Below are 16990 nucleotides of genomic sequence, written 5' to 3'. Positions count from 1 at the left end.
AACGTGTGACTCCTCGCACATTCTCTGTCACGCACGCGGCGGTTCGGCGTGACTGATGACGCGCTTCACGCTCGGGAACGCGCGCCGCAACGCGCGCTCGATCGCATCGACATGCTCGTGCACCCTGATGACGCTCATCGACGGCTCGGCGCGGCAGTGGAAATTCACGATCTCGCCGGCGTCGGTGTTGCGGACGCGAACATTATGGATGTCGTGGATCTCGCCGCTGGCGGCATATTCCGTCAAGGCTGCGGCGATGGCCCGCACCCGTTCCGGTTCGGCATCGACCCCGAACGGCAGTTCCGGTTCCAGCGGCTCGATGTGGACGTCGACCTCGACATCTGCGCCGAACTCTTCCTGGATGTTGCGTTCCAGCGTGTTGGCGACGTCATGGGCGGCGTAGAGCTGCATCCCCCCGTCGACCTCGAGGTCGATGCTGACGATCAGCTTGGCGCCGAGATCGTGCACGGTGACGTGGTGGATGGCGAGGCCCGAATTGTGGGCGATGACCATGATGCGGTCGCGCACGGTCTCGTTGTCGCGCGCCACGGGGACTGCGGTGAAGGTGAGGTCGGTATCGCCGAAGGCCGTCTCGACGGCTGCTTGCGCGTTGCGCTTGATGTCCTCGACCCGGTCGATGGGGTAGGTCCGCGGCACCTTTGCGATCGTGTCGATAAACGTGGTGGCACCGACCATGCGCACGCGGAGCCGCTCGATGTCGATCACGCCCGGCACGCTGCGGATCGCGGCCGTGGCCGTCTCATGCGCGCCTTCCGGAGCGCGGTCCACCAGCGTCTGCACGGTCGAGCCGGCCATGCGCAGGCCGAGCAGGGCGATCATCACGGCCACTGCGGCGGCGGCAGCCGCGTCGCCCCACCAGAAGCCGAGGCCGGCGAGGATCAGGCCCACGATCACGGCGAACGAGCCCATCACGTCGGAGGCGAAATGCAGCGCATCGGCGGCGAGCGCCTGGCTCCTGGTCTCCCGTGCGGCACGGTGCAGGGCACGGGCGCGCCAGAAATTGACGGCGATGTCGATCACCAGCACGACGAAAGGGACGGCGGAGATCGTCGGCGGCGCAACTCCCTCTCGGAGATGGCTGTAGGACTGGACCAGGATTCCACCGGCGAGCACGTAGAGCAGGGCGGTGACGCCCAGTGCCGAGACACTTTCGAGCTTGCCGTGGCCGTAATGATGCTCTTCGTCCGCCGGCTTGTCGGACACCCGCACCACCGCCCAGGTGATGATGGTGGCGACCAGGTCGATCGACGAATGCAGCGCCTCGGAGATTAGCGCCAGCGAGCCGATCGCGATCCCGACCGCGAACTTGGCCGCCGCCATGCCGCCGCTGGCGAATATCGAGATCGCTGCGACTGAGGTCTTGTTGTGTTGGGAGCTCATGGCGGGGATTTAGCAGGCCGCGGGTGAACATCAAGCGACGATCCACAGGCGTAGACGCTAGTGAGTTGCAGGAGCGGGTGAACTCCGTCGTGCCCGGACTTGTCCCGGGCATCCACGTTCTTCGGAGCGACAAAGACGTGGACGGCCGGGACAAGCCCGGCCATGACGAGTGGAGAGACTGGTGCGCTGCCGCTCTCTCTGGTCGTCGCGGCCACTACACCGTCACGACAATCTTGCCGAGGTGCTTGTTGGCCTCCATGTGCTCGAACGCCTTGTCGATATCGTTGAAGGCAAACACCTTGTCGATCGGCAGCCGCAGTCTTCGCGACTCGACCGCGCCCCAGATGTCCTTCTTGACCTCGTCGAAGATCTCACGGATCTCCTCGATGGTGCGGGTGCGGAAGGTGACGCCGACATAGTCGATGCGGCGGGCCGCGTGCAGGTCGAAATTGAAATCGGCATGGGTGCCGCCGAGCCGGCCGACATTGACGATGCGACCCTTGACCTTGGTCGCCGCGAGGTTCTGGCTCGCGACCTTTCCCGAGACCTGGTCGACGATGAGGTCGACACCTTCGCCGTTCGTCGCCTTCAGCACCTCGTCGACCCATGTGGGGTCGGAGGAATTGACCGCGAGGTCGGCGCCATACTCCTTCAGCCGGCCGCGGCGATAAGCATCGGTCGAGGAGCCGATCACGAGCCTGGCGCCCTTGAGCTTCGCAATCTGCATCGCCATCAGGCCGACGCCGGAGCTGGCGCCCTGGATCAGCACGGCTTGCCCGGGCTGCACGCCGCCGATGGTGACGACGGCGTTGTGCATGGTCGCGAGTGCCACGGGCAGGGTGGCGGCTTCCTCGAAGTTCATGTTCGAGGGCGCGTGGAAAAGGCGGCCGTGATCGGCCAGCGTGTATTCGGCAAACGCCGCGCCGCCCGAGCCCATGATGCGGTCGCCGACCTTGAGGCCCTTGGCATCCGGTCCGAGCGCGGCGACCTCGCCGGCCCATTCCATGCCGAGCACGGTGCCGGCGCCGCCGGCCGCGCCATGGGCGTGGCCCTTGCGCATGCCGGTGTCGGCGCGATTGAGGCCACAGGCGCGGACCCGGACCAGCACCTGCGTGCCTTCAGGCTTTGGTTGAGCGACGTCGGAAATCGTAGCGCCACCAGGGCCGTAGACATAAGCCTTCATGAATTGCTCTCGCTTCTTGCAGTGATTATTCCGCAGCCTGCGCTGTCGGATGAACGATCATGCCTTCGAGCCGGCTGCGGATGATGGCCTCCGCTTCGCGCACGATGCGGGAGATCAGTTCGGCGCAGGTCGGGATGTCCTGGATCAGGCCCTGGACCTGGCCCGCCGACCAGATGCCTTCGTCCGAGTTGCCGGTCGCGTAGACCATCTTGCCGCGGGCGCCCGCGACGAGTTCGCGGATGTCCTCGAACTTGGCGCCTTCCTTCTCCATCGCGACGACCTTGGTCGAGATCTCGTTCCTGGCGACGCGGGAGGTGTTGCGCATGGTGCGGAAGATCAGCTCGGTCTCGCGCTCGTCATTGGCCACGATCTTCTCCTTGATGAGCTGATGAATGGGGCTCTCTTTGGTCGCCATGAAGCGGGTGCCCATGTTGATGCCTTCGGCGCCGAGCGCCAGTGCGGCGACGAGGCCGCGGGCGTCGGCAAAGCCGCCGGAGGCGATCATCGGGATCTTGATCTTGTTGGCGGCGGCCGGGATCAGGATCAGGCCGGGGGTGTCGTCCTCGCCGGGATGGCCGGCGCATTCGAACCCGTCGATCGAGATGGCGTCGACGCCCATGCGCTCGGCCGAGAGCCCGTGACGTACGCTGGTGCATTTGTGCACGACCTTGACGCCGTGCTTCTTGAACTCGTCGACATGCTCCTGCGGCTTGTTGCCGGCGGTTTCGACCACCTTGATGCCGCTCTCGATGATGGCGGCGCGATATTCGGCATAAGGCGGCGGCTTGATTGCGGGCAGGATGGTGAGGTTGACGCCAAACGGCTTGTCGGTGAGATCGCGGCAGCGGGCGATCTCCTTCCTGAGGTCCTCCGGTGTCGGCTGGGTCAGCGCCGTGATGAAGCCGAGCGCGCCGGCATTGGCGACGGCGGCGACCAGCTCGGCGCGCCCGACCCACTGCATGCCGCCCTGGACGATCGGGTGCTCGACTCCGACGAGCTTGGTGAACCGTGTCTGCAGCATGATCTGTTTCCCCGCTTGCGTGGCGCTCTTTTATCGGTCGATGCCGGCAGGATGCCGCCCGGGTCGGGAAAAGTCTATTGCGAGGGCGTGCGGTGGAGGCGGGGCGATCATGCGGGGAGTGGGCGGATTCCGTGAGGCGGATAATTGACGCGGGCTCGTGTCCCGGACGCGCTGCAACGCCTCTTCGCGTTGCCGCGCAGAGCCGCGACCCATGCCCAGCGAGCGCTCTGAAAGATGGGCGCCGGCTCTGCAGCGCACCGTCGAACCGGACGATGCTTCGCTCTGCCGGGGGATGCTGCGCTGCGTCCGGGGCACGGACGCACAATCTTCCGATCAATCTCGATCCGACTTGCAAACAGCAGACGCATCTTCGCATCCTCCGGCGCATTTCGCCCGAGCTTTGCCTGATCGCATCGCCCTCGTCGTGACAAGGGCGCAGGGAAGGCCGGGCGCCGGCTGGCACCCGCAAGTCCGTGCGCCAGAAGAATGCACACGGGGTGGACCACAGGTCAGCCAATCGCCCGGCCTTCCCTGCGCGGTGGTTTACGGCTTACTTCGTGCTCTCCCCGGGGAGCGATGCACTATTGCCCCCGTCGCCCCGCAGATGGCTGATGCAAGCGCCCGGTCGGGCAGCACGCATCACCACAGGACTTGACGCACAGACCCCGGGCGTCAGGACCACACGACTTCGCCGTCCGCGCACGTCCTCGCTGGGTCTTCGGGAGCTGGCGTGTGCTCGCACCCGAAACCATGCGAAGACGCTGTCGGCGCCGTGTCGTAGGCGCGAAGCCTGTGCTCACGGTTTCCCGCCCTGCAAGGCTCGCCGCGCCCGACGCCGTCGCGTCCATCGCTGCCCAACCCGCGGTCCGTGACGATCGCGATCCGCCCCTTGTCCCGGGTCAGGGTGTGTCGTAGGTACGCCAAATCCGAATTTCGGTAAAGTGGAATATTTTGGCAGACGGGGATTGACAGGCGGCGCGCGAAATTTGTGCGGCTGTTTTGCCCGACGGGCGAACCCTGCCGGGCTATTCCGTCGACAGCCGCACCATCTGGCGGCCGCCGTTCATTTCCTTGAGGCTGTTGACAAAGTTTTCGGGGCGCTGCCAGCGGTAGGGGACCTTCAATCCCATGTACTCGGCGATGTCGCCGATGAAGCCGGTGCAATTGGTGGTCTCGGCGTTCCAGACCGGCGAGCTCGCCTGCAATTTCTTGATATAGGCAAACACGCGCTTGGCGTCGGCTTCGTTCAGATAGACGCGGTAGTTCGCGGTCAGATACTCCGGGTCGAGATCGCCGTAGCTCGCGCCGGTCTCCGCCGGCACCCAGGTGAGGTGACCAAGCACATAGGCCCAGGTGTCGCCGGCGGGCGTGAGCCCTGCCACTTCGACGGCGCGCTCGCTGGTCTTGCCGTACCAGACGAAGGCGTGGCCCCAGCTCGCCGCCGTGCGGGCGCGGAAATCGACGTAGTACGGACCTTTTTCCGCGCGCGCGACCGGGCGCCGGGTCGATGGCGCCGGCCGTGATACGGTGTCGGTCGTGGCAAGCGCGTTTGCGTCAGCAACGCGCTTGTTCGCTTCGTGGGCCGAGGCCGAAGGTGTCGTACACGCGAGCATGGCCGCGAGCGCGAATCCCGCAAGGATGCAGGGTCCCGATCGATCAGGTTTGTTCGTCACGCTGTGCCCCTCGACTGTCGGCCACTCACGCAGAGTCTACGCTTGCTTCTGCGGGTATTTCGCTAACGCGTCAGTAGCGCGCTGCGACGGGGCCGGGCGCCTTGCCGATCGGGGCCTTTCCAACCGGGCTCTTGCCAATCGGCATCTTGCCGATCGGCGCCTGCTCCGAATAGACGGGAACGGGCTGGCGGCGCGGCAGATCCGCGGCATTCGCGACCGTTACCAGAGCAAGCGTAGCACCCACGACAAATACAATCTTCTTCACAGTCATACCCCTAGAAGGTTTGGTCCAAACACGGCACCGCCGTGCCCCCAGACACGCCTCACAGAAGGGCGGCCGAATGCGTCCACAGTGCGGCATCGGCGCGACATGTTGGCGGCATCTGCCGGCCGCGCGGAGATGTGATGTGTCTGAATGTTTCGGCGCGCTCTGCCCAGCCTACGCGACTCGGCCTCACCCGATCCGGTTCAGGCTGTTCCTGATCGTCGAGAAGATGCCGCCGATGTCTTTTCGCAAACCGTCGAGCGCGTTGAAACTGTCGAAGATGCGGGCGAGGCGGTCTTCGACCTCGCGTTTGCTCTTGGTCAGCGCGTCGACGCGCGAGGCGAGGGTGACGTCGCCGTTTGCCTCGATCTCGCCGACGGTTTTGGCGAGGAGGTCGTGCGTCGTGCCGACGTCCGCGATCATGGCCTCGATTCCGAACACGGGCGCCTTCAGCGGGACGAGGTCAGCCTGCGACTTCGACAGCTCTGTCTTGAAGGCGTTCAGCGTCGCCAGCGTTTCCTGTAACGCACCGAGGCGCTGGCGCGACTGGAGAACAAAATCGTTCAACGCATTCTGGCGGTCGGCAAGCGTCTTGCCCTCGGCGTCGATCTCGACACGGGCGAGCGAGCGTTCGAGCTGGGCTCGGCGCTCGCCGAGCTCTTCGAAGTCGAGCCCGATGCCTTTCAGGATGTGGAAGCTGTCGTCGATGCGGGCCAGGCGCTGCTCGATCTCGATCTTGTTCTTCGACAGCGTCTCGACGCGGGCGCCGAGCGGTGCTTCGCCGCCGGTTTCTAGCTCGTCGACGCTCTTGGCGAGGCGCTCATGGCTGAGGCTCAGCTCGCCGATCAACGCATTGAGGCCAGCGTCCGACGCGCGCAGCGGCACCAGCTCAGCGTGGGACTTCGCTAGATCGTCCTTGTACTGGTTCAGGGTCGCAAAGGTGTCCTGGACCGCGCCGACCCGGGACAGCAGCGTCGATACGTCGCCCGCGATGTCCTTGAGCCGGTCGGCGAGGTTGTTCTTGCGGTCGTCGGTCTCGAGGTCGTGCAGCGAGCGTTCGAGCTGGTTCTGGCGGTCGCGGATCTCAGTGAAAACCGGCTCGACCGCGCGGCGCTGCTCGGCGATCTTGCCGACCATATCGCGCAATTCCTGCTGGCGGCGGCGGATTTCGGCGAGCTGGTCGTGCATGTCGGTGGATTCGTTGCGGCCCCGCTGCAGCAGGGCGCGCTGCTCGGTCTCGCCCAGCTTGTCGTGCAGGGCGGAAACGGCCTCCCGGGGATCGCTCTCGATCAGGTGCTGGACGGTGGCGTCGAGGTGGTTCTGCAGGGCGTGGGCGACGACCACGTCCTCGCGGGTCTTCTTGAGGCGGTCGCGCAATGTGTCGAGGCGCCGGTCCTGGCGCGAGAGCCGCCAGGCGGAGGCGCCGATCAGTGCCAACGCCGAGGCCAGGATCGCGCCGGTCGCAACACGCTGCGGGACGGGCAGGCCTCCGAACCAGGCAGGCAGGTGGCCGACATCGTAACCGAGCGCCTGCTGGGCGAAGATCGCGATGGCAGTGAGCAGAACAAACCAGGCAACCAGGAAAAACAGCCACATCGTGACTTCCTCACGCCGGCACATTATCGCCATAATTGCTATTGGAGAGCGGAACCGAGATCAAGGGCGGCGGGAGCTTGCTGGATAGGTCCGGCCTCACGATCCACGGCTGAATGCGTCAGCCGATCGGTGGAGGGGGAGAGGCGCGTTTCCCGTGTTGGGGGCAGACGTTCAGGGCGCTGGTCATGCCCGGGCTTGTCCCAGGCATCCACGCGCCTCCGCGCCAACAGAACGTGGATGGCCGGGACAAGCCCGGCCATGACGGAGAGAGAAGCTACAGCCGAAACTCGTTGGTCAGCTCGCCGATGCCGTCGATCGCGACGGTCACAATGTTCACCGGCTCTTTCATCACGCCGACGCCGACCGAGGTGCCGACGGCAATGAGGTCGCCGGGGAGCAGGGTCATGTCGTGGGAGATCCTGCTGACCAGCTCCTGCGCGGTGAAGATCATGTCCGATATCGGATAGTTCTGTCGCTCCGCACCGTTGAGGATGGTGCGGACCACCAGCCTGACCGGATCGAGACCGGTCGCGATGACGGGGCCGAACGGGCCGTAATCGTCGATGCCTTTGGCCCGTGCCCATTGCGGGAAGGTCGGGTCGCTGGTCAGGATGTCGTTGGCGGTGATGTCGTTGACGCAGGTGTAGCCGAAGATGAAGCTGTCCGCTTCCGCCGGCGACACCCGGGCACAGGTCTTGCCGATGACGATGCCGAGCTCGCCTTCATACGTGGTCTTGCCATCGTAATAAGAGGGACGGCGGATCACCGCGCCTGGCGTCGTAATGCTGGTGGTGGCCTTCAGGAGGTAGAGCGGCTCCGGTGGCTCGGGCTGGTTGAGCCTGGCCGCGAGTGCATGAAAATTGTTCCAGAGCGCGACGATCTTGCTGGGCACGCAGGGCGCGAGCAGTTCGACCTCCGACAGCGCCAGCGTCTTGCCGGTGGCTGCATGGCGGCCAAACATCTCGCCCTCATGGACGCTGATACCCGACGACGTTAGCGTGCCGAAGCCGGTCGCACCGCTATTCCGGAAGCGGAGCCATTGTTTGATCTCGCCAGCCATCACGCCACCGCCAGTGCGCGCGGATCCGATGGGGTCGGGATGCCGTCGTAGAGACCGGCAATGCGGGCGCGCTGGGTCACCATCGCCAGCACTGAATCGAGGGCGGGGGTGGCGACGCCGGTGAGGCGGCCCATCTCCTGCACGACGGTGACGAGCGGGTCGATCTCCATCGGGCGGCCGCGCTCGAGATCCTGGAGCATCGAGGTCTTGTGCGCGCCGACCTTGCGCGCACCTTCGATGCGGCGCTCGACGTCGACGCGGAATTTGACGCCGAACGTTTCGGCGATGCCTTGCGTCTCCATCATGATCGCGCGCGACAGCGCGCGAGTGGCCGGATCGGTGCAGATCACGTCGAGCGTTGCATGGGTGAGTGCGCTGATCGGGTTGAAGCAGACATTGCCCCACAGCTTGAGCCAGATCTCGTCGCGGATGCGGTCGAGCACCGGCGCCTTCAGCCCGGCTGCGACGAAGAGATCGGCGAGGCGTTGCACGTCCGGGGTGATCTCGCCGGAGGGCTCGCCGAGCGGAAAGTTGTTGCCGTAGACGTGACGGATCACGCCGGGCGCCTCGATCTCGGTGGCGGGATAGACGATGCAACCGATGGCGCGCTCGGGGCCGATTTCGCGCCACTGCCGTCCGCCGGGGTCGATGCTCTCCAGCGTCGAATTCTCGTATTGGCCGCCGTGCTTGTAGAAGTACCAATAGGGGATGCCGTTGACGGCGGTGACGATGCGGGTGTGGGGTCCGAGCAGCGGCTGCATTGTCCCGATCACGCCGGTGATCGAGTGCGCCTTCAGCGTGATGATGATGTAGTCCTGCACACCGAGCTCGGCGGGATCGTCGGTGCAGCGCGGATGCACGGTGTGCTTCTCCTCGCCCGCGAGCAGCGTCAGGCCGCGCTCGCGCATCGCGGCAAGGTGCGCGCCGCGTGCGACCAGGCTGACGTCGGCGCCCGCGTGCGCGAGCTGAACCCCGAGATATCCGCCGATTGCGCCGGCGCCGTAGATGCAGATCTTCATGGAATCCTCGCGAAGCAGCGGAAGCCGGATTTCGGGACGAAAGATCCGGTCCGGCTCGGAAGGTCCGAGCCGGGGACGGTAGTCGCAGGGGGAAGTGAGACGCTTTAAGCTGCTTGCGGCGTGCCGTTGATCGCTTCGTCCACGAAGGAGGCGATGTCACGCATGCTGATAACCGAGACAAGGCTGTAATCGTCGATGACGGGCAGGTGCCGGATGTGATTCCGGTTCATCAGATGGCGGACGTGCTCGATCGTATCGTTTGAGGTGCAGGATACGAGCTGCTGCACCGAGACGAGCTGCGAAACCTTGACGTTGACGGCATTGGCGCCGTGCTCGGCGACGGCGCGCACGACGTCGCGCTCGGTGAACATGCCGACCGCGGTGTTACCCTCGGAGCGGACCACGTCCTTCACCACCAGTGCGCTGATATTGTTGGCGCGCATCAGCTTGGCGGCGATACCCACCGTTTCGTTCATTCGCACCGTGACAACGCGCGGTGTCTTCTTGCGCAGAATGTCTCCGACCAGCATTGCAACCTCCCTGGGTGAATGATGCGGCAAGTGTGGTATACATAATGCCAATCGTCAAGCACTCGATTTGGCTGATCCGAAAAATCTTGAGGCAACAATACTGACATTTGCCGTGAGCCAAAAAGAAAGGGGCGCATCGCTGCGCCCCTGTCTCACCCGTGCAAGGAGTGTTCGTTATGCCGTCTCGGTCTTGGCGTTCCCCGTCGCGGCGTTGGCGCTCTCGGCTTCCTTGCCGAGGATGAAGGAGCGGCGCATCGGCTTGATCACGAACAGCGCCGTCAGGGCCGCCGTCGCGTTCAGCGCGACTGCAACCACGAACACGGCCTTCCAGCCATACGTGGCCGAGATCACGCTGGCGAGCGGAACGAGCAGGGACGCGGTCCCCTTCGCCGTGTAGAGCATGCCGTTGTTGGTGGTTGCGAACTTCGAGCCGAAGGTGTCGCCGCAGGTCGCCGGGAACAACGAGTAGATCTCGCCGAACACGCCGAAATAGACCGCGGTGGCGAGCACGAAGACGACAGGGAGGTGGCCATAGGCCGACAGCGTCAGCAGCATCAGCGCGGCGGTGCCGAAGGCGATGAACATGGTGTGCTCGCGGCCGATCGTGTCGGAGACGAAGCCGAAGAACGGCCGTCCGAAACCGTCGAAGATGCGGTCGAGCGAGATCGCGAACGTCAATGCCGCCATCTGGAATCCGGCGAGCGTGACCGGCGTGTCGGCGATCTTGAAGTCGTGTGCGATCGGGGCGATCTGCGCCGCGGTCATCAGGCCGCCGGAGGCGACCATGACGAACACGAGATACATGACCCAGAAAATAGGGGTGCGCAGCACCTGGGGCGGGGTGAAGTCGATCTTGGTCTGCGGCAGATTGAGCTGCTTCTTCTTCGGCGGGATCGAGATCCGCGGCGGCTGAATGAAGAAGGCGAGCACGAAGACGATCACGCCCTGGCCGATGCCGAACGTGAGGAACGCGTGCTGATAGCCGCTCGTTGCGATCATGGCTGCGATCGGCACGACGGTGAGTGCAGCGCCTGCGCCGAAGCCGGCGGCAGTCGCACCGGCGGCAAGGCCCCGGCGATCGGGAAACCATTTCAGCGCGTTGCCGACGCAGGTGCCGTACACGGCGCCCGCGCCCATGCCGCCGATGATCGCGGCCGCATAGAGCAAGGTGAGGCTATCGGCATAGGAGTTGAGAATCCACGACAGCGCGATCATGACGCCGCCGAACATGATGACGATGCGCGGGCCGTATTTGTCGACGAACCAGGCCTCGATCGGCACCAGCCAGGTTTCGGTGACGACGAAGATGGTGAAGGCGAGCTGGATCGCGGCGCGTCCCCAATGGTGCGCGTGATCGATCGGATCGACGAACAGGGTCCAGCCATATTGCAGGTTGGCGATCATCGCCATGCAGACGATGCCCATGACCAGCTGGAGCCAGCGGAAACCTGTGCGGAGAGGCGCGGCCGTGACAGCGCCATCGGTGCTGGAAATCATCAAGAACCTCCCAAGCGCCTGTCTGGTTCGACACCGGTCGCAAGATGACCTGATGTCGCAATATTGTGGCTTATCGTCGCAAGCGCGCTGGCGACCTTGGTATACCATATTCCAGATTGCAAGCCCTATCTTGGCGCGCGCCTGAAAATTTGCGGAGTTCCTTTAGGGACGGCGGGTTCACGAAAACGTCGCGCACAACGAAAACGCCCGGCCGCGAGGCCGGGCGTTTTGCGCGAGAAGCGCTTTTGGAGCGCGTCAGACGGTCGATTGCGCGACCACGACCTTGCGCCAGGGCTTGAGCACCGCGATCGCCAGCGCCGAGGCCAGGATGTTGGCGCCGGCTGCGATGATGAACACGTTGTCCCAACTGCCCGACGACTGCTGCATGTAGTTGCCGATCGGGACCAGCAGCGCGGCCGTACCCTTCGCGGTGTAGAGCAGGCCGGCATTGGTGGTCGCGAACTTGGCGCCGAACGTGTCGGTGCAGGTCGAGGGGAACAGCGAGTAGATCTCACCCCAGGCGAAGAACACGAAGCCCGAGAGCAGCACGAACCAGAGCGGATCGTGGCCCCAGAGGTAGAGCATCCAGATGCCGATACCTTCCATGCCGAAGGCGATGAACATCGTGTTCTCGCGGCCGATCATGTCGGAGATCCAGCCGAAGAACGGACGCGTCAGGCCGTTGAGCACGCGGTCGATCGTGGCCGCGAAGGTCACCGCGGTCATCGTCACCGCCATCAGCGTGACCGGCACGTTGTCGATCTTCCAGTCCGCCGCGATCGGCTTCAGGTTCGCCGTCACCATCAGGCCGCCGGCGCCGACGATCACGAACATGAAGTACATCAGCCAGAAGATCGGCTGACGCAGCACCTCGGTCGGCTGGTAGTTGCGCCGGGTCTGCTGCAGATTGGCGTTCACGACCGCGTTCGGCACCTGACCTGCTTTCGGCGCGAGCAGGAAGAAGGCGAGGATGCAGATGATAATGCCTTGTCCGAGGCCGAAATAAAGGAAGGTGGTCTGGAAACCGCTGTCCTTGATCATGGCCTGGATCGGCGCGACGGTCAGCGCGGAGCCCGCACCGAAACCAGCGGCCGTGATGCCCGCGGCAAGACCGCGCTTGTCCGGAAACCACTTCAGCGCGTTACCGACGCAGGTGCCGTAGACGCCGCCGGCGCCGATGCCTGCGATGATCATGCCGAGATAGTAGCCGTTGAGCGTGGTCGCCTCCGCGTTGATCGCCCAGCCGGCGGCACAGAGCACGCCGCCGACCAGCACCACGATGCGCGGACCGTATTTGTCGACGAACCATCCTTCGATCGGCACGAGCCAGGTCTCGAACAGCACGAACAGCGTAAAGGCCCATTGGATCGACGCACGATCCCAGCCGAACTTCTTCTGGATGTCGGGGACGAAGAACGTCCAGCCGTATTGATAGTTGGCGATCATCACCATCGCCGCGACACCGACCGCCAATTGCGTCCAGCGATACGTGTCGCTAACGCGCGCGGCTGTCGGGGCGGTTGCTTGCACCATGTCCGTCATAAAGCCTCCCGTGGCGCCTCTCATTTTTCTGCGAGCGCTGGAACGGCATTCTTGTATGCATTATGCCAAGCTTCAAGCGCTGGTCCGGTCACCGTGCGCAAATGCCGCAGGACCTTGCCCGGTTGCGGCTGTGACTCAGGACAGCACAAGTAGAAATGGCCCCGTGATCCGGGGCCATTCATCAAAAGTAGTATGCGGACTGATCTAAAACCGTCTCCCGCTGCGCGCGCAGGCGCGGGCGGCTGTCCGGCCTACAGGCCAAAGCGCGGCAGGTCGCCGTTGTGATTCGAGATCTCGGCGCTCGCCATCAGGAGGCGGTCGATCGTTGCCATCAGGCGGGCGAACAGCGAGGAGGAGGGCGCGAGAGCGACGGAAGCGGTCTTGGACATCGGAAATCCCTTTCTCGAGACGGTCAGTAGTGCTGTCTCAGTTCGAAAGGGAATTTATGTATACCAGATGCCAATGTCTATGCATGCCATTGCATAGCAGCATTTAGCTCTTCGCATTGCAGCATAATAATCCGTTAAATGGGCCGATTTGAGCGGGATATGCCAAAGCCGGCCGAAACTGAACCATTTGACCGTCGATATCCAAAAACGGAGCCTTGGCAGCGGCACATGAAGCCGTTAGTGGTCTGCCCCCTCCAATCATCTGTCAGAGTGGTTCATGTCGAGCGCCTCGCCCGTCGTCTCGATCGGCATCGATTTTGGGACCAGCAATACGGTCGTGGCCCTTGCGGCGGACGACCGCCGGGTCGAGGCCATCCGCTTCGACCATGGCGGACAGCGCCACAGCGTCTTCGTGTCGGCGCTGTGTTTCTGGGAAGACCGGCCGGGAGCCGGCGCCCAGGCTGAAGGCGGCCCGTGGGCGATCGAGCAGTTCCTGGAAGGACGCCATGTCTACCGCTTCCTCCAGTCGTTCAAGACCTTTGCCGCAAGCTCCAGCTTCAACACCACCCAGGTGTTCCGGCAGCGCTACAAGTTTGAGGATATTTTGGCGGCGTTCCTGCGGACGCTGGCGCGGCATGGCGGCGATAAATTCGGCTTCGAGACGTCCACCATTACAGTCGGTCGCCCCGTCCGCTTCGCCGGGGGCAATCCCGACGAAGCGCTGGCGATGCAGCGCTACCGGGCCGCGTTCGAGCGCCTCGGCGCCGGCCACGCCCGCTATGTCTACGAACCCGTGGGCGCGGCGTTCTCCTTCGCCCGCCGGCTGGAACGCGATGCGACCGTGCTGGTTGCGGATTTCGGCGGCGGCACCAGCGATTTCTCGGTGATGCGGTTCTCGCGTGCCGGCGGCGCCTTGCGCGCCGAACCGCTCGGCCATGCCGGCATCGGGATTGCGGGCGACACCTTCGATTACCGCATCGTCGATCACGTCGTCTCGCCGCGGCTGGGCAAGGGCTCGAGCTTCCGCTCGTTCGACAAGGTGCTGCCGATCCCCACCGGCCACTACACCAATCTCGCGCGCTGGCATCAGCTCGCGATGATGAAGAGCAACGGCGACTTGCGCGAACTCCGGGAGCTTGCGCGCACCGCAGTGAAGCCGGCTCTGCTCGAGGATTTCATCACCATCGTCGATCTCGACCTCGGCTTTTCGCTGTACCGCGCGGTGTCCGACGCCAAGGTCGCGCTGTCGGCCCAGGATCAGGTGGAGTTCCGCTTCAAAGGAGGCGGGGTCGACATCGGCTCGACTATCACGCGGAAGAATTTCGAAGCCTGGATTGCCGACGACATCGCGAGGCTCGGGGCCACCGTCGACAAGGTGCTGGGCGAAGCCGGCATCACCGCGCGCGAGGTCGAGAAGGTGTTTTTGACCGGCGGCACGTCTTTCGTGCCGGCCGTTCGAAAACTGTTCGCCGAGCGGTTCGGCAACGAACGGCTGATGTCGGGCGATCAGTTCGAGTCGATTGCGTACGGCCTTGCTTTGATCGGACACAGCCCGGACCCGGACCGCTGGACCGCAAGCGGCGGGCTCCAGTCGAGGGCGGGCGCGTAGCCTACGGTCACGCGGCCGCCCCTAAGTCGCGTCCGATCGCTATTGCTTGATCTCAGGCTCGACGAGCTTCGCCAGATTGCGCAGCGATTCCTGCCAGCCGAGATAACAAGCCTCCGGCGGGATGACGTCGGGGATGCCGGCCTGCGTGATATCCAGCTCGGTGCCGACGGATACTTTCTTCAGGATCACGGTGACCTGGATCTCGCCCGGCAGATTGGGGTCGTCGAACCTGTCGGTGTAACGGAGACGTTCGCCGGGGACGAGCTCGAGATATTCGCCGCCGAAGGCGTGGCTGTTGCCCGTCGTGAAGTTACGGAACGACATCTTGAACGTGCCCCTGACCTTCGGCTCGAAATGATGGACGGTGCAGGTGAAGCCATTCGGCGGAAGCCATTTTGCCAACGCATCCGCCTCCAGGAAGGCGCGATAGACTTTCTCCGGGCTGGTCGTGAGAACGCGGTGCAGGCGGACAGTGCTGGGCATGATCATTCTTCCTCATGAATCGCCGGGCTCGACGTGGGCGTCTACTGCCCGTTCATGTCCAGATGACGAAGGAGATGCTGCCGATCCGACGCGGCGTCTCGATTTTTTTGATGGATCCACGCATGGGGCGCTCGGCAGCCTTCGAGAGCAGCTCGCCGGGGGCGAAAGATGAGCGCTGAATAGCGCGCGTCCTGCACCTACCGCCGGGCTCCCGAGCCGTTAAATTCCGTCAAGCCTTGCAAATGGCGAGGATGAGGTATACGTTGAGGCTGTTCGTTCAGCCGCTGTGCCTTGTTGAATGCGCCCGCGGGCTCCTTTTCCATAGACATCGACGAATAGAATTTGTTCTGCGTGACGATCACGCGGAACCTGCGCGTATGCGCTTTGGAGAAGAAAATGACGACAGGTACTGTAAAGTGGTTTAACGGCCAGAAGGGCTTTGGATTCATTCAGCCGAACGACGGCGGCAACGATGTGTTCGTTCACATCAGCGCGGTCGAGCGGGCTGGTCTTGCAGGTCTCGCTGAAGGCCAAAAGGTCAACTTCGAACTCAAGACCGACAAGATGCGGGGCAAGGTCAGCGCTGAGAATCTCTCGCTGGCCTAAAGCCTTGGTGCCGTTTCACGGATGTACTGAAACGGCCATGCCACCCGCTCGATCCCAGGATTGAGCGGGTTTTTGTCCGTTGCAGAGCAGGGTGAATAATGAGCGCCAAGAGACCGGCCGAACCGTCACCCGAAAGCATCGCGCGTTCTAACCGTCAGCGTTTGGCCGCTGAGGAAGGCGCGCGGGCGATGGTGGACGTTGGAAAGCAAGCCGTCGATGTTCGCAAGAACATGGCGCGGCTTCGAGAGCTGCGCCAGGCCAAGGAAGCGGCAGACGCCGCCCTTCAGGCGTCGCTGCCGCCGTCCGTCCCGACGAAGCGCAAGAAGAAGGTGACGCCATAACTGGCTTCCATTGCGCCGAGGACAATTTGGAGAGGGCCGATCACATGCCAAAGAGTGCGGGTCGTGCCTAGAATAAAGTCGGATGGCGGTGGCACCATCACCTTCTTTCTCGCGCTTGGCGCGGGACGACAGATGTGCCGTCTTGCGACGACGTTCCTGACGCAGAAGCAGGCTTTCAGTTATCTTCGCAAGAACCGGACCGAGTTCGAGCGCATGGCGCGGGCGCAGCTCGCTTCTGGTGCAGTCGAAGACGGAATCGTCGTGCTCTCGATGCTGTAGACCAGGCGGATTTCGGCGCCCCGCCTTTAGCGGAATTCGCGGTCGGAGTCTGGGATCGTCGTGCCTATTCGGAGCCGCTTCCCGGCTTCGCCTCCCGGGCCAATCGCTCCGCTTTCAGCCGTTCGCGATTCTCGTTGAAGGAGTTCTGGTCCTTCGCATAGTCATTGATCGGCTTCTGCGTTGTCGCAGGCTTGAACGCCTTGTTGGCTTCACGCTTGGCGCGATCAGAGGATTGATCTTTCGACATTTAAGCCCTCAATTTGATCAACGAGCGTGGTCCTGGCGAGTGCCGGACGCGACGCCACCCGTGCCCGAACTGAAAGGCCGACTTGCCATCCTCGGAAGCGAAGGCGACCAGTTCTTCAGCGTGGGGCAGGGTCTTTGCGAGGCGTGCTGCACTCGCCGTGGAGATGGCATGCTGGCATTTCCGGCATGCTCGCATTTCCGGGAGCACACCGGTCGAGGGAGCAACGGCCGGCCACCGCATCTGTTCCTC

18 protein-coding genes are annotated in these 16990 nt (G+C 63.9%); 4 read left to right on the top strand and 14 right to left on the bottom strand.

Going from position 1 to position 16990, the window contains the following annotated elements:
- Positions 1-27 precede the first annotated feature (27 nt).
- The 12 genes from BcanWU425_RS26660 to BcanWU425_RS26605 all read right to left on the bottom strand — a co-directional run bounded on the left by BcanWU425_RS26660 (position 28) and on the right by BcanWU425_RS26605 (position 13176).
- Positions 28-1401 (bottom strand): cation-efflux pump, encoded by a 1374-nt coding sequence (locus tag BcanWU425_RS26660; RefSeq protein ID WP_204510717.1) that lies wholly within the window; start codon positions 1399-1401, stop codon positions 28-30.
- Positions 1402-1615: 214 nt separating this feature from the next.
- Entirely contained in the window at positions 1616-2584 is a 969-nt protein-coding gene (locus BcanWU425_RS26655) for a zinc-binding dehydrogenase (RefSeq protein WP_204510718.1), read from the bottom strand.
- A gap of 25 nt (positions 2585-2609) precedes the next feature.
- On the bottom strand, positions 2610-3605 hold the full coding sequence (locus BcanWU425_RS26650; RefSeq protein WP_018458568.1) for an NAD(P)H-dependent flavin oxidoreductase: 996 nt from the start codon (positions 3603-3605) through the stop codon (positions 2610-2612).
- 1025 nt (positions 3606-4630) lie between these two features.
- The gene (locus BcanWU425_RS26645; RefSeq protein WP_085352311.1) at positions 4631-5278 is read right to left on the bottom strand and encodes a hypothetical protein; all 648 of its coding nucleotides are present in this window, start codon (positions 5276-5278) and stop codon (positions 4631-4633) included.
- A 70-nt stretch (positions 5279-5348) separates the two neighbouring features.
- Complete coding sequence (locus tag BcanWU425_RS26640; RefSeq protein ID WP_007608336.1) at positions 5349-5549, bottom strand: hypothetical protein; 201 nt, start codon at positions 5547-5549, stop codon at positions 5349-5351.
- Positions 5550-5732: 183 nt separating this feature from the next.
- The gene (locus BcanWU425_RS26635) at positions 5733-7139 is read right to left on the bottom strand and encodes a hypothetical protein (protein ID WP_204510719.1); all 1407 of its coding nucleotides are present in this window, start codon (positions 7137-7139) and stop codon (positions 5733-5735) included.
- A gap of 274 nt (positions 7140-7413) precedes the next feature.
- Positions 7414-8199 carry a fumarylacetoacetate hydrolase family protein gene (locus BcanWU425_RS26630; RefSeq protein ID WP_204510720.1) on the bottom strand — a complete coding sequence of 262 codons (786 nt, stop codon included), beginning with the start codon at positions 8197-8199 and terminating at the stop codon, positions 7414-7416.
- Positions 8199-9218, bottom strand: coding sequence for a 2-dehydropantoate 2-reductase (locus BcanWU425_RS26625; protein WP_204510721.1), 1020 nt, complete (start codon positions 9216-9218; stop codon positions 8199-8201). Before BcanWU425_RS26625 ends, BcanWU425_RS26630 begins: the two co-directional genes overlap by 1 nt.
- A 104-nt stretch (positions 9219-9322) precedes the next feature.
- Positions 9323-9748 (bottom strand): CBS domain-containing protein, encoded by a 426-nt coding sequence (locus BcanWU425_RS26620; protein WP_018458573.1) that lies wholly within the window; start codon positions 9746-9748, stop codon positions 9323-9325.
- 174 nt (positions 9749-9922) lie between these two features.
- The gene (gene oxlT, locus BcanWU425_RS26615; RefSeq protein WP_204510722.1) at positions 9923-11245 is read right to left on the bottom strand and encodes an oxalate/formate MFS antiporter; all 1323 of its coding nucleotides are present in this window, start codon (positions 11243-11245) and stop codon (positions 9923-9925) included.
- Positions 11246-11500: 255 nt separating this feature from the next.
- Positions 11501-12787, bottom strand: coding sequence for an oxalate/formate MFS antiporter (gene oxlT / locus BcanWU425_RS26610; RefSeq protein ID WP_026233613.1), 1287 nt, complete (start codon positions 12785-12787; stop codon positions 11501-11503).
- Between the two features lie 251 nt (positions 12788-13038).
- The gene (locus BcanWU425_RS26605) at positions 13039-13176 is read right to left on the bottom strand and encodes a hypothetical protein (RefSeq protein WP_007593333.1); all 138 of its coding nucleotides are present in this window, start codon (positions 13174-13176) and stop codon (positions 13039-13041) included.
- A 277-nt stretch (positions 13177-13453) separates the two neighbouring features.
- Here BcanWU425_RS26605 and BcanWU425_RS26600 point away from each other — a divergent pair, with 277 nt between their 5' ends.
- Positions 13454-14785 carry an Hsp70 family protein gene (locus BcanWU425_RS26600; protein ID WP_085395521.1) on the top strand — a complete coding sequence of 444 codons (1332 nt, stop codon included), beginning with the start codon at positions 13454-13456 and terminating at the stop codon, positions 14783-14785.
- Between the two features lie 39 nt (positions 14786-14824).
- On the opposite strand, the gene BcanWU425_RS26595 is transcribed toward BcanWU425_RS26600, so the two are convergent.
- Positions 14825-15268, bottom strand: a complete 444-nt coding sequence (locus tag BcanWU425_RS26595) for an SRPBCC family protein (protein WP_026233614.1) — start codon at positions 15266-15268, stop codon at positions 14825-14827.
- 396 nt (positions 15269-15664) lie between these two features.
- On the opposite strand from BcanWU425_RS26595, the gene BcanWU425_RS26590 reads away from it, so the two are divergent.
- The 3 genes from BcanWU425_RS26590 (at position 15665) to BcanWU425_RS26580 (ending at position 16494) form a co-directional block, all read left to right on the top strand.
- Entirely contained in the window at positions 15665-15874 is a 210-nt protein-coding gene (locus BcanWU425_RS26590) for a cold-shock protein (protein ID WP_007593324.1), read from the top strand.
- Positions 15875-15972: 98 nt separating this feature from the next.
- Positions 15973-16215 carry a transcriptional regulator gene (locus tag BcanWU425_RS26585; RefSeq protein ID WP_085395520.1) on the top strand — a complete coding sequence of 81 codons (243 nt, stop codon included), beginning with the start codon at positions 15973-15975 and terminating at the stop codon, positions 16213-16215.
- Between the two features lie 54 nt (positions 16216-16269).
- Complete coding sequence (locus BcanWU425_RS26580) at positions 16270-16494, top strand: hypothetical protein (protein WP_026233616.1); 225 nt, start codon at positions 16270-16272, stop codon at positions 16492-16494.
- Between the two features lie 64 nt (positions 16495-16558).
- Here the strand turns inward: BcanWU425_RS26580 and BcanWU425_RS26575 are convergent, their stop codons facing one another.
- Positions 16559-16741 carry a hypothetical protein gene (locus BcanWU425_RS26575; protein WP_007608360.1) on the bottom strand — a complete coding sequence of 61 codons (183 nt, stop codon included), beginning with the start codon at positions 16739-16741 and terminating at the stop codon, positions 16559-16561.
- Between the last annotated feature and the right edge of the window lie 249 nt (positions 16742-16990).

Source organism: Bradyrhizobium sp. WU425, from assembly GCF_021052305.1.
Classification (GTDB): Bacteria; Pseudomonadota; Alphaproteobacteria; order Rhizobiales; family Xanthobacteraceae; genus Bradyrhizobium; species Bradyrhizobium canariense_D.
The sequence above is the reverse complement of the archived record's forward strand: the minus strand, read 5'-3'. Positions and strand labels throughout refer to the sequence as shown.

What these genes read in the sequence shown, in the direction of transcription:
- BcanWU425_RS26655 (WP_204510718.1), bottom strand. Translation starts at nt 2,584, where the DNA reads ATGAAGGCTTATGTCTACGGCCCTGGTGGCGCTACGATTTCCGACGTC.
- BcanWU425_RS26590 (WP_007593324.1), top strand. Translation starts at nt 15,665, where the DNA reads ATGACGACAGGTACTGTAAAGTGGTTTAACGGCCAGAAGGGCTTTGGA.
- BcanWU425_RS26640 (WP_007608336.1), bottom strand. Translation starts at nt 5,549, where the DNA reads ATGACTGTGAAGAAGATTGTATTTGTCGTGGGTGCTACGCTTGCTCTG.
- BcanWU425_RS26660 (WP_204510717.1), bottom strand. Translation starts at nt 1,401, where the DNA reads ATGAGCTCCCAACACAACAAGACCTCAGTCGCAGCGATCTCGATATTC.
- BcanWU425_RS26620 (WP_018458573.1), bottom strand. Translation starts at nt 9,748, where the DNA reads ATGCTGGTCGGAGACATTCTGCGCAAGAAGACACCGCGCGTTGTCACG.
- oxlT (WP_204510722.1), bottom strand. Translation starts at nt 11,245, where the DNA reads ATGATTTCCAGCACCGATGGCGCTGTCACGGCCGCGCCTCTCCGCACA.
- BcanWU425_RS26585 (WP_085395520.1), top strand. Translation starts at nt 15,973, where the DNA reads ATGAGCGCCAAGAGACCGGCCGAACCGTCACCCGAAAGCATCGCGCGT.
- BcanWU425_RS26605 (WP_007593333.1), bottom strand. Translation starts at nt 13,176, where the DNA reads ATGTCCAAGACCGCTTCCGTCGCTCTCGCGCCCTCCTCCTCGCTGTTC.
- BcanWU425_RS26625 (WP_204510721.1), bottom strand. Translation starts at nt 9,218, where the DNA reads ATGAAGATCTGCATCTACGGCGCCGGCGCAATCGGCGGATATCTCGGG.
- BcanWU425_RS26600 (WP_085395521.1), top strand. Translation starts at nt 13,454, where the DNA reads ATGTCGAGCGCCTCGCCCGTCGTCTCGATCGGCATCGATTTTGGGACC.
- BcanWU425_RS26650 (WP_018458568.1), bottom strand. Translation starts at nt 3,605, where the DNA reads ATGCTGCAGACACGGTTCACCAAGCTCGTCGGAGTCGAGCACCCGATC.
- BcanWU425_RS26595 (WP_026233614.1), bottom strand. Translation starts at nt 15,268, where the DNA reads ATGCCCAGCACTGTCCGCCTGCACCGCGTTCTCACGACCAGCCCGGAG.
- oxlT (WP_026233613.1), bottom strand. Translation starts at nt 12,787, where the DNA reads ATGACGGACATGGTGCAAGCAACCGCCCCGACAGCCGCGCGCGTTAGC.
- BcanWU425_RS26630 (WP_204510720.1), bottom strand. Translation starts at nt 8,199, where the DNA reads ATGGCTGGCGAGATCAAACAATGGCTCCGCTTCCGGAATAGCGGTGCG.
- BcanWU425_RS26635 (WP_204510719.1), bottom strand. Translation starts at nt 7,139, where the DNA reads ATGTGGCTGTTTTTCCTGGTTGCCTGGTTTGTTCTGCTCACTGCCATC.
- BcanWU425_RS26575 (WP_007608360.1), bottom strand. Translation starts at nt 16,741, where the DNA reads ATGTCGAAAGATCAATCCTCTGATCGCGCCAAGCGTGAAGCCAACAAG.